The sequence below is a fragment of the Halococcus sp. IIIV-5B genome (assembly GCF_003602035.1).
GTDB lineage: Archaea > Halobacteriota > Halobacteria > Halobacteriales > Halococcaceae > Halococcus > Halococcus salsus.
Genome location: NZ_QZWE01000015.1, coordinates 79,233 through 91,803, shown reverse-complemented (window position 1 = coordinate 91,803; position 12,571 = coordinate 79,233). Strand labels below are relative to the sequence as shown.

The window sequence follows — 12,571 nt, the reverse complement described above, 5'->3', positions numbered from 1 at the left end:
GCCCCGACCACCACCGCACGGCCGTCGAGCGAAACGTCGTGGTGTTCGAGCGCGCGCGTGACCCCGACCGCGTCGGTGTTGTGACCTGTCACCCCCTCCTCACCGAAATCCAGGGTGTTGACCGCCCCGATACGGGTCGCGAGGTCGTCGGGGTCGCAGTGGTCGAATACCTGCTGTTTGAATGGGATGGTGACGTTCAGCCCCTCGATCCCGAGTGCTCGCGCGCCCTCGATGGCCGTTTCGAGATCTTCACTCCCGGGTTCGAACGTGACGTAGCGGGCGTCCATCCCGAGTTCGTCGTAGGCCGCCTCGTGCATCGGCGGCGAGAGTGAGTACGAGACGGGGTTGCCGAGGAGGCCGAACACCTGCATGGGAATCCCGAGAACGACGTGCGGCTAAAACGCACCGAAGGAGATGTTATGCGAGTTCACTGTCCAGAACGATTTTTCCGGCGGTGGCGAACCCACTGATAGCGAACAGCGCTCCTAAACCGAGTACGATAGTCGCACCCTCCTCTCCCATGTCGGAGTACGCCTGAATCGCGAGATACGCACCGAGAATACCGAATCCGAGATAGAGTAGGGCCAAAGATAGTCTGAAATAGACACTTTCGCCGATCACTCTCGAAAACTCTCGGAATCGGTCGGAGCGGTATCGAGCCAACAAGAACGTACCAAATACGAGCTCAAGGGCCGTCAGCCACCCGCCATCGAAGTATTCAGTGTGCTTTCCAAGCACGATGAGCGAGAAGAGTTCGAGGCCGGCCGACAGTACTCCAAGAAAGAGCACGGCGATCCCACCGTAAAGTTCCCACTTCGATCGCTCACTCATCGTGTGTTCTATCCGAACACACGAACAACGGAAATATTCGTTTCGATCAGCCGTAGGTCGCGTCCCAGCGGGTTGCTTTCCGGAGGTTCCCACAGGAGTTACACTTCACCCGACCCATCGTGTCCATCGCGTTGTCGAGGCTCTCGCAGTTGGCACAGAAGTAGCCGTACTTGTCCTCCTCGTCCATATCGGGGTCGGTGTAGGCGGTGAAGAAGGGGCCCTTCTCCCCGCGCTCGACCTCCTCGCTGTTGACGTACATCTCGCGGCCGTCGGGGGTGGTGGCGGTCGCCGGGGAGCCGCTCGGGGCTTCCTCGGGCGTCGCCTCCGCCGTGCCGGCCTTCATGTAGATGTTCTCGATGTAGGGCTCGTCGTCGATCTCGACGGTGTCGGTGCCGACGCGCTCGAAATCGAACGACTCGTAGAACTCGTTGCCCTCCTCGTTGTCCTCTAGGACCTTCGCGCGCAGTTGGGCCGCGCCCATCTCGACCAGGTGGTCGCGCGTCTCCTCGAAGAGGTCCGCCCCGATGCCCCCGCCGCGGTAGGCGGGGTCGACGTGGAGCCAGAGCAGGTCGCCGTTGCCGCCCTCGGTCACGAGGTCGGACTCGGAGAACGCCCGTACCTCCTCGTCGTCCTCGACGACCAGGAAGAGGTAGTCGTCCTCGCCCAGCTTGCGTTCGAGGCGGTCGTCGTCGTACCACTGGGTGACCGCCCCGTCGATCGCCCGTGGGCTGAGCGAGTAGGAGCCTTCCATCGAATCGCGCGCGATCCGCCGGATCGCGTCGCCGTCGTCGATCGTCGCCTCTCGTATCTCCATGCCACCGGTTTGTGGGTCAGTAGCATAAACCCCCGGCCGGCGTGCTCCCGGCCGGCCCCGAGTCCGTGGTCGTGATGGGATAGCTGATGACAGTGTCGTAACGCTAAAGAGATGAACAAACGTTTATAGGGATAACATGATTACGAATCGCGAATTTCGGGGGGTTGCTGCGTGGGCGTCGAGGTGAGGGAATCGCCGGTCTCGGCCGAGGCGTTCGAGGAGATGGAGCGGTTCGTCCGTGGCTACCTCGAAGCCAGCCTCAACAACGAGGGCGAGGGCGGCCGGATGCGGTGGTACCCCTGGCACTCGGCGAGCTACCGGTTCAACCACATCAAGAACGTGGTGGCGATCGCCACCGACATCGCCGAGCACGAGGGTGCGAACGTCGACGTCGTCCGAGTCGCCGCGGTCTTCCACGACGTCTCGAAGCTCGAAGCCGAACAGGACCTCCACGCCGAGGCCGGTGCGCGGGTCGCCCGTCAGTATCTCGAAACCCACGGTGACTACCCGCCGTCGTTCATCGCGGAGGTCTGCTCGGCGGTCACCGACCACTCCTATCAGGGCCCGCTCACGGAGCTCCCCCTGGAGACGCAGTGTCTCATCGAGGCCGACCTCCTCGACAAGATCGGCGCGAACGGCTCGATACTCCTCCTGCTCCGGATGGGCTACGAGTCACGGACGCACATGGACGCCGCCGAGATGGTCTCGCGGGTGGCCGACCGCGGCCGTGACGCCGAGACTCGGATCGAGACCGACCGGGGCGAGAGCATCATCCACCAGCGGCTCAAGCGGGTGAAGTGGCTGCGCGAGTGGCTCGAAGACGAGGTCGCGGGGATGACCGTCGAGGGAGCGGTGAACGACGGCTCACCCAAGTGATCCGACCATCGTGAGCGCTTCGCCGAGGAAGACGACCCCGAAGCCAGCCAGCACGATGGCGCTGGCGTAGGCGACCGCCGGCCCGACCCCCGAGGCGCGCCGTTCGGCCGCGACCAGCGTCGCCGGGAACCCGACGACCCAGAGCAGGATGCCGGCGAAGAAGCCGACGAGGAGGAGCGGGCTCCCGGTTCGGACCACCAGCAGGCCCGAGAGTTCACCAACCGGAAGCGAACCCAGCACGTCGATCCGGCCGGGTTCGAGCAGGCCCACACCGACCGTGAGCCAGAACGCGATCTGGAACGGGTTCGTGATCGCGAGGACGAACGCCTTCCGGAACCCGCGGCTCTCCGCGGGTGCCTCGTGGGTGGCGGTGGCGTCGCGCGCCGCACCGACGGCGAAATAGAGCATGAGGAGGCCGCCGACCGCGAACGCGACGCCGCGGACCGCCGGCACGCGCTCGACGACCGCGACGACGCCGACGAGCGCGAGCACGAGAAAGCAGGCGTCGGCGGTCATCGCCCCGAGGCCAGCCCGGAAGCCCGCCGTCCAGCCGCGCGTCACGCTCTCCTCCGCGATGACCGCGTTCATCGGACCCGGCGGCGCGGCGACCGAGAGGCCGAACACCACGCCCGCGAGCGCCGTCGTCACCGTGCCGAGCACCGTCATTCGTTCGGAATTGGGTCGGTTTCGTGAAAACGGTGTTTATCCTCCTCGATACGTCTCCAGAGTGATGCCGCAGTGCGATTTTGGGACGACCCTGGAGCGACCCCAGAGCGAGGCGATCGGTCGGGCGGGTCGTCGGCCGCAGCGCGGGGCGGCGGTGCGGTTGCGGGGGCGTCGGTGGTGCCTGGTGGATGAAGGGCGAGCGCGACTGGAAGGAGCGCGAGGGCTTCGGCGGAGGCGGTGCTGTGCGGAGCGGTTGCGGAGTCGGTAGTGATTGTACCGCGAACGAGGCCGGAGGCCGAGTGAACGGCCTTTTTAGTCCACTGGAAGAGCGGAGCTCTTCCAAGCTCTGTCTCGCTACGCTCGACGGAACCGGTTTTTGGACGGGGTTCGACCGAGCGCGAAGCACGAGGGAGGACCCCGTGCAAAAAAGCGGGGTGCGGTTATTCGTAGGCGAGCTGCATGATCCACTGGGAGAAGACGTCGCTCTCGGGTTCGACGTCCTCCTCGCCGACCAGCGGCGAGAGGTTGTTGCCCGCCATCAGCAGCGAGAAGTCGAGGTCGCGGGCGACCGGCGAGAGGTAGTAGGTGTTGTGGCCCTCGTAGACGGTGTCCTCGCGTTCGATGAGGTCGCGGTCCTCGAGCGATTCGGCGATCCGGCTGCCCTTCCGGGAGGTGACGTCGAGTTCCTTCCAGAAGTCGCTCTGGTGGACCCCGCCCGTCGTGCGGACGAGTTCGAGACCGGCGCGTTCGTCCTCCGAGAGTTCCTCCTCGACCGTGGTGCTCATACCGGTCGAACGCCGCCGGATGGGTTAAACCTGACTTTCGACCGGTTCGAACGGCGTGCGACACGGCGGCCCGTTCGCGAAGCGATAGGTGGTCGCGCCCGCGTCGTCGATGGCGATCAGCGACGACGACCGCGTCCCGAAGCCGAACTCCTCGTGGTGGACGCAGACGCCGTAGTCGTGGTCCGAGAGGACCTCGGCCCCGCGTGCGAGCCACGCCTCACCCGTCTCGCCGGGTTCGGGCTGGAGCGCCTCGCGTACCTGCCGGCCGTTCGCGGCCTGGCGCTCGCCGCGCTCGGGCCAGGATTCGGGGATCGTGACGTCGCCGATCGCGCCGGTGTTCATCACGACGTGGACCCCGGGATCGAGGTTCTGCACTCGCAGCTGCCCGGCCCATTCGAGGAGGAGCGCGGCGTTCGCGTCGGCGACCACGAGGTTGAAGCCCTCGTACTCGTCGGCCTCGACCGCGCGCTCGGCGAGGCGGGCCGCGTCCTCGGCCGACTCACAGCCGAGGCAATCACGGACGAGTCGCCCGCGCGAGCGCTCGCCCGCGAGGTCGGCGTCCGTCCAGCGGTTCGTGACGGCGACGAACACCCCGAACTCGTTGTAGCCGATCCACGTTCCGCCGGCCTCGGTGTCGGTCGGCGCGACGACCCCCGGGTCGGTCGAGACCCGCTCGGGTGGGTTCGAGGGTCGGTCGATGGATTCGTCGCGGTTCGCCGCCACGGCCACCGGGACGTCCGGAAAAACGTTCCACGCGAACACGAGCGTGCACATGGTTCGGGGTAGGAGGCGAGGCGGCTAAACCCCCCGGCTGGTCAGTCGGCGGGACGAGTGTCCGAATACTGGATTCCCTTACTCGCCGTGGTCGAGCAACCGCCGACGAACCGCGTCGCGCTCGACGGTTCCCGAGGCGGTTCGCGGCAACGAGTCGGCGAACGCCATCGTTCGCGGGATCTTGAAACCCGCGAGCCGTTCGCGACAGTGCGTGTCGAGTTCCGCTCGGTCGACGGCGTCCTTTCGGACGACCACCGCACCGACGCGCTCGCCCCACTCGGGGTCGGGAAGCCCGACGACGGCGACGTCCTCGACCGCGGGATGGTCGCGGAGCACCGCGGCGACCTCCCGAGGGTCGACGAGCTCGCCGCCGGTCTGGATCCGGTCGTCGAGCCGGCCCGTGACCCAGAGCCGACCGGCCGCGTCGCGGTGGCCGACGTCACCGGTGTGAAAGCCCACCTTCGAGAACGCGGACGCGGTCGCGTCGTCGTCGCCGTAGTATCCCTCGAAGACCGTCGGACCCGAGACGACGATCTCGCCGGTCTCGCCGGTCTCAACGGGGTCTCCCGTGCCGTCGAGCATCGACAGTCGGGTACCGAACAGCGGCCGGCCGACGGTACCGGTGTGGACGACCGCCTCCTCGGGCCGGGCGGTGGCGACCTGCGAGGCGGTCTCGGTCATGCCGTAGGTCGGACAGACTGGGATCCCGCGGCGGGCGCATCGATCGACGAGTTCGGGTGGGGTCGGCGCACCACCGAGCAGGACGAACCGAAGCGAGTCGGGGAGCGACCCGGCGTCGAGCAGCCGGCGGAGCATGGTCGGGACGAGCGAGACGCCGGTGCAGTCGTGGTCGTCGAGCGCCGCGAGGGTCGTCTCGGGGTCGAACCCTCCCTCGGGGAGCACGACGGTTGTGCCGTAGAGCGCCGAGCGAAAGACCGGTGCGAACCCGCCCATGTGATAGACCGAGAGCGGGTCGAGCCAGCGGTCGTCGGGGGAGAGCCCGAGTCGGAACGCCGAGGCCACCGCGCTCGACCGGAGGTTCTCGCCCGTGAGCACGACGAGCTTCGGCTCGCCGGTGGTGCCCGACGTCGCGAGCAACAGTGCGGGCTGCTCGGCGGGTCGCGGGGACGGTTCGAACGCGGCGGGCTCGACGGTGTCGAGTGCCGTCGCATCATTCGTGGTGGTTCCGTCGACGGACGCGACCGGGAGGCCATCGGCAACGTCGATAGCCGTCTCCTCGGTGTCACCCTCGCAAACGAGCGCCGCGAGGTCGGCGCGCTCGACCTGCGAGCCGAGTTCCGTCGGTGTGAGCCGGGCGTTGAACGCGACGAGCACGCAGCCGAGGCGTGCCGCGGCGTGGACGAGCGCCACCGCGGCGGGCCGGGTCTCGGTGAGGACCCCGAGGTGAGCGCTGGGTCCGAGCCCGAGGGCCGCGAGCCGTCCCGCGAGCCGCTCGACCGTCGCGTCGAGGTCGGTGTAGCTCCACTCGCGCTCGCCCGCGACGAGCGCGGTCGCGGTCGGCGAGGTCTCGACACGCTGGCCGAGCACGTCCATCAGGCCGAGTCCTCCCCCGGGTCGGGTGCGTTTCCAGCCCCCTGGGGTACGTGTGCGTGGCCATCGGCGACGGGTGCGGGGTCGGGTATCAGGTCCGTCGCGAGGCGGTCGGCGGTCGCGAGACCCGCGGCGGGCGGGTCGGCGAGGCTCGCGGCGACGTGGACCGCACCGGCACGCGCGAGCGCGCCGTCGATGGTGGTCGAGAGCACCGCGTCGAGCCCCGCTTCGCGGGCAGCGAGCGCGGCCTCGCGAGCCCGGTCCGGCCCGCCGAGCACCATCGGCTTCAGTACCACTCGGTCGGCCGCTCCGGCGTCGACGACCGCCGCAACCGAGTGCGCCGCGAGCGACTCGTCGAGCGCGATGGGGACGTCGCCTCGGAGGGCGGCGTGGCCCGTGAGGTCGGTGGACGAGAGGGGTTGTTCGAGGTACGCGAGGTCGACGTCGGCGAGTTCGGGGAGCGCCCTGCGCGCCTCCGACGGGTTCCAGGCGGCGTTGGCGTCGGCTCGGAGGACGACCTCGGAACCGACCGCCGTCCGGACCGCGCGGAGGCGTTCGACGTCCGCCTCGACGGCCCGCGCGCCGACCTTGACCTTGAGGGTTCGAAAGCCCGATTCGACCGCCCGTCGGGCTTCCGCGACGGTTTCGTCCGGCGAGCCGTCGCCGATGGTGGCGTTCACCGGGACGCGGTCCGTGGTATCGCCGCCGAGGTATCGATAGAGGGGGACGTCGGCCGCACGTGAGCGGGCGTCCGCGAGCGCGAGCGCGAGGCCGTGACGCGCGGCCGGCGCGTCGTCGAGTTCGGCGAGCGCCGCGTCCCAGTCGTCGTCGGTCGTGCGCCGAGCTCGTTCGAGGGCCGCCTCGCAGGCGTCGAGCGACTCCGTCCAGCCCGGAAGCGGCGTCGCCTCGCCGGTCCCGCGGGTGCCGTCGACCTCGACCCGCACGACGAATCCCTCGCGAGCGTCGATGGTGCCGTGGGCGGTCGAGAGCGGTGTCGAAAGCGACAACGAGAACCGCTCGACCCTCACCCGAGGACCCCCGGCAGGGCGAGGCCGAACGCGGACAGCACCGAGTGCGCCGCGAGGAGTTTCCCGACCTGCGAGAGCGCGGGGTTCAGCACGTTGCCGTCGGTGTGGGTCACGACCGTCTCGGCGATGCGGACGGCGTAGGGGATCGTGAGCAACGGCGCGAGCACGAGGAGCGAGAACCCGGTGAGCCAGAAGACGACGGGGACCGTGTACGCCATCCCGAGCAGGAGGACGAACTCGACGCGGCTCCAGCGGTAGCCGATGATGACCGCGAGCGAGCGCTTGCCGGCCGCCTCATCGGTCTCGCGGTCGCGGAGGTTGTTGACCACGAGGATATTAGTCGAAAGTGCCGCGGCGGGGAGGCTGGCGACGACCGCCGCGAGCGGCAGGGTATCCGGGGGCAGCCAGAGCGGGAAGGCCGTCGCGAGCGCGGCGGCCTGGACGTAGTAGGTGCCGGTGACGGCGACGAGCCCGAAGAAGACGAAGACGAAGAGGTCGCCCAGTCCGTAGGAACCGAACGGGTAGGGACCGCCGGCGTAGAGGACCCCGGCGGCGACGCTGGCGAGACCGATGACGATGATCGGCACGCCACCGACGTACACCAGATAGACCCCGACGAGTATCGCGAGGGTGAACGTCGCGATCATCGCCGACCGGACTTGTGGGGGTTCGATGAGCCCCGATTGGGTGACCCGCGTGAACCCCTCGCGGTCGTCGGAGTCCACGCCCGATTTGGCGTCGTAGTAGTCGTTCGCGAAGTTGGTCCCCACCTGGATGAGGAGCGCACCGACGAGCGCCGCGAGCGCCGGCAGCGGGGCGAACACCCCCGTCCCGAGCGCGAGACCGATGCCGACGACCACCGGCGCGGCCGCCGCCGGGAGGGTCTGCGGACGTGCGGCCATCAGCCACGCTCGCCGTCGTGAGACCGCCTGTGTTCCCATTACCGGCGATCCGGGATCGACCGGCGTTAACGTTTGGATACGGACCGACCCCGTCCGGGTGGGCCACCGATGCCGGGACCGGACCCTCGGGATGTGTCACGACCTGAAACGTGTGTCATGGAATGAGATCCGTGCAGCGAGTAAGTATAGGTTTCCGGGGGGTCACCCAACGAATGGAACCCATCGGTTCCGCCGCACGGGACATCGGTCCGTTGTCCTGGCATCATTCCGCATTGTCCCGTGCTTTTCACTCTTCGACGCCGAGCGTCGCGTGCCGCTTTCGGAAGCCTTGACCCCGAGGGGGCCCGACGGCGAGTAGGTTCGATAGCGACGACGATGGAATACGTACAGGAACGGATCACGACGCTGCACGGCGTACGCGACGCCGCGCCCGAAGCCCCGATCGACCGAACCGCGGTCGTGGTGCCGATGGCGGGCCGCGAGTACCGAACGCCGGCCGCGACACGGGTCTTCTCGACGCTCGAAGACGTCGCCCCCGCGCGGGTGGTCGTCGCGCTCCAATCCAACCCCGAACGGGTGGCCGACGTCCGTGGGTGGCTCGACGGCTTCGACCTCCCCGTCGACCCCCTGTGGTGTGACGGCCCCCGGCTCGACGCCCTGCTCGCCGAACGCGGCCTCGCGGGCGAGACCGGCAAGGGTCGTGACGTCTGGCTCGCGCTCGGTCTCGCGAGCCGCCACGAGTTCGTCGTGGTCCACGACGCCGACGCGACCTCCTACTCGGCCGCGGACGTTCCACGACTCTGCGCACCGCTGGCCGACGACGAGTTCGAGTTCGTGAAGGGCTACTACGCCCGCATCGAACGAAATCAACTCTTCGGCCGGCTGTTCCGGCTGTTCTACGAACCCCTGGTCGCGACCCTCCGCGAGCGCCACGCCGCCGACGTGCTCGACTATCTGAGCGCGTTTCGCTACGCGCTCGCCGGCGAGGTCGGGCTCACGGGCGACCTCGCGCGGCACGTCCGGCTCTCGCGCGGCTGGGGACTCGAACTCGACACCCTCGGGTCGGCGTTCGAACAGGGGGGGTTCGAGCGGACGGCTCAGGTCGACCTCGGGATCGACGTCCACGACCACCGCGAGGTTTCGGGAGGCGCGGGGTTGGCGGCGATGAGCCGGGAGGTCGGCCGGGCGCTCTTCCGTATCGTGGAGGCACACGGCGTGCGGCCCGACTACGACGTGCTGCCGTCGCGCTACGAACGCACGGCGACCCGGTTCGTCCGCCAGTACGCCGCCGACGCCCGCCACAACGGGCTCGACTACGACCCGGCGGGAGAGCGTGACCAGGTCGCGACGTACGCCGACGCGATCGTTCCCCCCGACGCGGACACCCGACTCCCGGCGTGGGTCGACGCACCGCTCGACCCGGCCGACGTTCGGGAGGCCGTGGCGGCCGACCTCGCGGCGACGAAGGATTAAACCCGCTCCGCCCGACCCGCCGTCAATGGAACTCAGCCGCGACGAACTCGCTGGCGTGGTCGACCTCTTCGGGGCGTTGCCGCCGGCGGACCTGGTCAGTGCGGGCGAGGAACTCGCCTACAAACGAGGCACGAGCTTCGACGGGGACAACATCGACGACGCGATAACCACCTATCACCTCGTGCGTTTCGGCCCCGACGCCGGCGTGGTCGAGGGGACCGACGAACCGCTGCTCGCCGCCGGCCCGGCCGCGTTTCCGGTGCTCCCCGACGGGGCCGAGGACCTCCCGCACATCTTCGACCGCGAGCCTGTGACGCCCGACCGGGCGGCGCTCGGAACCGTCGTGGAGGAACGCTTCCGAACGGACGCGGCCCGCGCGCTCGGCGACGGGACGGGCGATATCGACCGACTCCTCGATACCAGTTACGACATCGAGACCTGGGCACCGGTCGACCTCGGTGACATCCGCGACCGACTGGACGCCGCCGACTGAGCCCGTCCCATCCCGCCTTCAGACGCGAGCGGTGACGTAGAGCGCGGTCGGGCCGGCCACGAGGAGCGCAAAGACGTAGCTCATCGCACGATAGAGCAGCGCGACCGCCGCCGCCGAACCCGCTCCCATCGGCGTCAGCGCGACGAGGAGTGCGACGAGCGCCGTCGAGACCGCCCCCAGCCCGCCCGGCGTCGGCACGGCCCCGGCGAGCGAACTCGCGGGCACGAGGAAGACCACCAGCAACGGACTGATCGTGAAGCCGAGCGCGAGCCCCGCGAAGTAGAGCGGGGCGGCGAAACAGGCCCAGCCGAGGTACGAGAACACGAGGCCGACGGCCAAGTCGCGTGGCTCGTCGGCGATCCGCGCCACGTGGTCGTAGAAGCCGTCGATCCGCGCCCTGACCGCCGCCGTCTCGATGCGGTCGATACGGGCCGCGACCGGACCGACGACCCCTATGAGGAGACGCGTCACGAGGTCGCGCCGTCGCCAGGCGGCATAGACCAGTCCCGGAACCCCGATGGCGATCGCCGCCAGCCCGGCGAGGATCGACCGCGCACCGGGCGGCACGGTGCCGGTGACCGCGAGCGCGGCGAGCCCGAACCCCGCGAAGGTGAAGAACGGGAGGAGGTTCATGAGGTCCGCAGTCGAGACGCTCGCGAGGCTCTCCTCGTAGCTCGCGTCGGTGTCGGCGGCGAGGACGTACGCGATGAAGGGTTCGCCGCCGGCCTGGCCGAACGGGGTGGTGTAGTTGGCGAACGTCGCCGCGAGGTACGTCGGCACCAGCCGGCGGTAGCCGACCCGTATCCCGCCGGCGTCGAGCACCACCTGCCACGTCTTCGTCCACGCGAGGAGGTAGCCACACGTGGCGAGGCAGCCGACGACGACCCACCGCGGGTCCGCGCGACCGAGCGCGGTGAGGATCTCGCTCCAGCCGACGACGCGCCCGAGGAAGTAGACGAACACCGCGGCGACGGCGAAGCCGACGACCATCTTCGCGACCGAGCGCCGGTCGATGAGGTCCGTGGACTCGACCGCCACTTACGGGCACCCTCTCCACCGGCGACCGGTCGCGATGTCACGATCCATTCGCTCGGTTCGAGGGCCGAGAGCCCCATAAGTCGCGTGAAACCCGACTCCGAAACGACCCGGTCGGGTCGTCCCTGCCCGACCATCCGATACCGACCCGACGGGCGGGCTCCTCGTGGGTCGAACACACGAATTATACCCCACGAACGCCTCGACGGTGTATGGACCTCTCGCGGGTGGTCGACCGGTCCGCCGTGGCGGTCACCGACGGGGAACGCGACGCCGCGGTGCTGGTCCCGGTCATCACCCGCGAGACCGGCCCGGCGCTGCTGTTCACGAAGCGCGCCGACCACCTCGGCGAGCATCCGGGTCAGATGAGCTTCCCCGGCGGCGGCCGCGAACCGGCCGACGACGACCTCGCCGCGACCGCGCTCCGCGAGGCCGACGAGGAGATCGGGCTCGACCCGACGACCGCGGAGATGGTGGGTCGGCTCGACGACATCCACACCGTCACCGGGTACGCCATCCGGCCGTTCGTCGCACGGGTTCCCGACCGCGAGTACGTCCCTGACGAACGCGAGGTCGCCGAGATCGCGGTGCTCGCGCTCGGCGACCTCACCGACCTCGCGAACTACGACTCCGAACGCCGTGACCACCCCCACTACGGCGAGACCCGGCTCCACTTCTTCCGCGTGGACGGCTACGTCGTCTGGGGCGCGACCGCGCAGATGCTCGTCCAGTTCCTCGAACTCGCCACCGACTGGCGGATGCCCCCCGAACCCGACCGGGTCGTCGACCCCGACGCGGAGTTCCCGGTCTGAGCCCGCTCGTCGTTCGGTCCCGCCGGTCGCGTGCCACAACACACAAAAGCGCTCGTCGCCTTCTTCGAACCATGTCGAACCAAGAGACGACGACCGGGTCCGACCTGCCGGAGACCGACGAGGAGTGGCGCGAGGTGCTGACCGAGGAGGAGTACGCCATCCTGCGCGAGCAGGGGACCGAACCCAAGTTCTCGGGCGACCTCCTCGACCAGCACGACGACGGCACGTTCGTCTGTGCGGGCTGTGGCACCGAGCTGTTCGACTCGGAGACCAAGTTCGACTCCAAGACCGGGTGGCCGAGCTTCACCGACGCCGTCGGGGACTCGGTCGAACTCAGAAAGGACACCTCACACGGGATGGTCCGAACCGAGGTCGTCTGTGCGACCTGCGGGGGTCACCTCGGCCACGTCTTCGACGACGGCCCCGACCCCACGGGCAAACGCTACTGCATCAACTCCGCCGCGCTCGACTTCGACGACGAGGACGCCTGAGACCCGTTTTTCGACCCGATCCTCCCGGATCCGCTCGCTT

At 69.0% G+C, this 12,571-nt stretch carries 15 protein-coding genes; 5 read left to right on the top strand and 10 right to left on the bottom strand.

Features of this window, described 5'->3' with window-relative positions:
- From D3261_RS11605 to D3261_RS11595, 3 genes are all read right to left on the bottom strand, one after another.
- On the bottom strand, positions 1 to 371 hold a 371-nt coding region (locus D3261_RS11605), incomplete at its 3' end, for a shikimate dehydrogenase (RefSeq protein ID WP_394337578.1).
- Positions 372 to 417: 46 nt separating this feature from the next.
- Positions 418 to 831: a hypothetical protein gene (locus D3261_RS11600; RefSeq protein WP_120072549.1), complete on the bottom strand. Its 414-nt coding sequence runs from the start codon at positions 829 to 831 to the stop codon at positions 418 to 420.
- Positions 832 to 877: 46 nt separating this feature from the next.
- Positions 878 to 1,645: a GNAT family N-acetyltransferase gene (locus tag D3261_RS11595; protein ID WP_120072547.1), complete on the bottom strand. Its 768-nt coding sequence runs from the start codon at positions 1,643 to 1,645 to the stop codon at positions 878 to 880.
- A gap of 171 nt (positions 1,646 to 1,816) precedes the next feature.
- Here D3261_RS11595 and D3261_RS11590 point away from each other — a divergent pair, with 171 nt between their 5' ends.
- The gene (locus tag D3261_RS11590; RefSeq protein WP_120072545.1) at positions 1,817 to 2,521 is read left to right on the top strand and encodes an HD domain-containing protein; all 705 of its coding nucleotides are present in this window, start codon (positions 1,817 to 1,819) and stop codon (positions 2,519 to 2,521) included.
- On the opposite strand, the gene D3261_RS11585 is transcribed toward D3261_RS11590, so the two are convergent.
- The 6 genes from D3261_RS11585 to D3261_RS11560 form a co-directional block, all read right to left on the bottom strand.
- Complete coding sequence (locus D3261_RS11585) at positions 2,510 to 3,187, bottom strand: LysE family translocator (RefSeq protein ID WP_120072543.1); 678 nt, start codon at positions 3,185 to 3,187, stop codon at positions 2,510 to 2,512. The two genes, D3261_RS11590 and D3261_RS11585, sit on opposite strands and share 12 nt — an antisense overlap.
- A 440-nt stretch (positions 3,188 to 3,627) precedes the next feature.
- Positions 3,628 to 3,972 (bottom strand): MarR family transcriptional regulator, encoded by a 345-nt coding sequence (locus tag D3261_RS11580; protein ID WP_120072541.1) that lies wholly within the window; start codon positions 3,970 to 3,972, stop codon positions 3,628 to 3,630.
- A gap of 24 nt (positions 3,973 to 3,996) precedes the next feature.
- Complete coding sequence (locus tag D3261_RS11575) at positions 3,997 to 4,746, bottom strand: NRDE family protein (protein WP_120072539.1); 750 nt, start codon at positions 4,744 to 4,746, stop codon at positions 3,997 to 3,999.
- Positions 4,747 to 4,824: 78 nt separating this feature from the next.
- Positions 4,825 to 6,300, bottom strand: a complete 1,476-nt coding sequence (locus D3261_RS11570) for a class I adenylate-forming enzyme family protein (protein WP_120072537.1) — start codon at positions 6,298 to 6,300, stop codon at positions 4,825 to 4,827.
- Positions 6,300 to 7,325 carry an o-succinylbenzoate synthase gene (gene menC / locus D3261_RS11565; RefSeq protein ID WP_120072535.1) on the bottom strand — a complete coding sequence of 342 codons (1,026 nt, stop codon included), beginning with the start codon at positions 7,323 to 7,325 and terminating at the stop codon, positions 6,300 to 6,302. Before menC ends, D3261_RS11570 begins: the two co-directional genes overlap by 1 nt.
- Positions 7,322 to 8,266 carry a 1,4-dihydroxy-2-naphthoate polyprenyltransferase gene (locus D3261_RS11560; RefSeq protein ID WP_120072533.1) on the bottom strand — a complete coding sequence of 315 codons (945 nt, stop codon included), beginning with the start codon at positions 8,264 to 8,266 and terminating at the stop codon, positions 7,322 to 7,324. Before D3261_RS11560 ends, menC begins: the two co-directional genes overlap by 4 nt.
- A 336-nt stretch (positions 8,267 to 8,602) precedes the next feature.
- On the opposite strand from D3261_RS11560, the gene D3261_RS11555 reads away from it, so the two are divergent.
- Positions 8,603 to 9,700 carry a glycosyl transferase family 2 gene (locus D3261_RS11555; RefSeq protein WP_120072531.1) on the top strand — a complete coding sequence of 366 codons (1,098 nt, stop codon included), beginning with the start codon at positions 8,603 to 8,605 and terminating at the stop codon, positions 9,698 to 9,700.
- 25 nt (positions 9,701 to 9,725) lie between these two features.
- Positions 9,726 to 10,193, top strand: a complete 468-nt coding sequence (locus D3261_RS11550) for a hypothetical protein (RefSeq protein ID WP_120072529.1) — start codon at positions 9,726 to 9,728, stop codon at positions 10,191 to 10,193.
- Between the two features lie 18 nt (positions 10,194 to 10,211).
- Here the strand turns inward: D3261_RS11550 and D3261_RS11545 are convergent, their stop codons facing one another.
- Positions 10,212 to 11,231: a lysylphosphatidylglycerol synthase transmembrane domain-containing protein gene (locus tag D3261_RS11545; RefSeq protein WP_120072527.1), complete on the bottom strand. Its 1,020-nt coding sequence runs from the start codon at positions 11,229 to 11,231 to the stop codon at positions 10,212 to 10,214.
- Between the two features lie 209 nt (positions 11,232 to 11,440).
- On the opposite strand from D3261_RS11545, the gene D3261_RS11540 reads away from it, so the two are divergent.
- Together D3261_RS11540 and msrB are read left to right on the top strand one after the other, a co-directional pair.
- A complete protein-coding gene (locus D3261_RS11540; protein WP_120072525.1) occupies positions 11,441 to 12,040 on the top strand; it encodes a CoA pyrophosphatase in 600 nt (199 codons plus the stop codon).
- 71 nt (positions 12,041 to 12,111) lie between these two features.
- Positions 12,112 to 12,531 carry a peptide-methionine (R)-S-oxide reductase MsrB gene (gene msrB / locus D3261_RS11535; protein WP_120072523.1) on the top strand — a complete coding sequence of 140 codons (420 nt, stop codon included), beginning with the start codon at positions 12,112 to 12,114 and terminating at the stop codon, positions 12,529 to 12,531.
- Positions 12,532 to 12,571 lie beyond the last annotated feature (40 nt).

What these genes read in the sequence shown, in the direction of transcription:
- D3261_RS11580 (WP_120072541.1), bottom strand. Translation starts at nt 3,972, where the DNA reads ATGAGCACCACGGTCGAGGAGGAACTCTCGGAGGACGAACGCGCCGGT.
- D3261_RS11595 (WP_120072547.1), bottom strand. Translation starts at nt 1,645, where the DNA reads ATGGAGATACGAGAGGCGACGATCGACGACGGCGACGCGATCCGGCGG.
- D3261_RS11585 (WP_120072543.1), bottom strand. Translation starts at nt 3,187, where the DNA reads ATGACGGTGCTCGGCACGGTGACGACGGCGCTCGCGGGCGTGGTGTTC.
- msrB (WP_120072523.1), top strand. Translation starts at nt 12,112, where the DNA reads ATGTCGAACCAAGAGACGACGACCGGGTCCGACCTGCCGGAGACCGAC.
- D3261_RS11575 (WP_120072539.1), bottom strand. Translation starts at nt 4,746, where the DNA reads ATGTGCACGCTCGTGTTCGCGTGGAACGTTTTTCCGGACGTCCCGGTG.
- D3261_RS11570 (WP_120072537.1), bottom strand. Translation starts at nt 6,300, where the DNA reads ATGGACGTGCTCGGCCAGCGTGTCGAGACCTCGCCGACCGCGACCGCG.
- D3261_RS11540 (WP_120072525.1), top strand. Translation starts at nt 11,441, where the DNA reads ATGGACCTCTCGCGGGTGGTCGACCGGTCCGCCGTGGCGGTCACCGAC.
- D3261_RS11600 (WP_120072549.1), bottom strand. Translation starts at nt 831, where the DNA reads ATGAGTGAGCGATCGAAGTGGGAACTTTACGGTGGGATCGCCGTGCTC.
- D3261_RS11555 (WP_120072531.1), top strand. Translation starts at nt 8,603, where the DNA reads ATGGAATACGTACAGGAACGGATCACGACGCTGCACGGCGTACGCGAC.
- D3261_RS11550 (WP_120072529.1), top strand. Translation starts at nt 9,726, where the DNA reads ATGGAACTCAGCCGCGACGAACTCGCTGGCGTGGTCGACCTCTTCGGG.
- D3261_RS11560 (WP_120072533.1), bottom strand. Translation starts at nt 8,266, where the DNA reads ATGGGAACACAGGCGGTCTCACGACGGCGAGCGTGGCTGATGGCCGCA.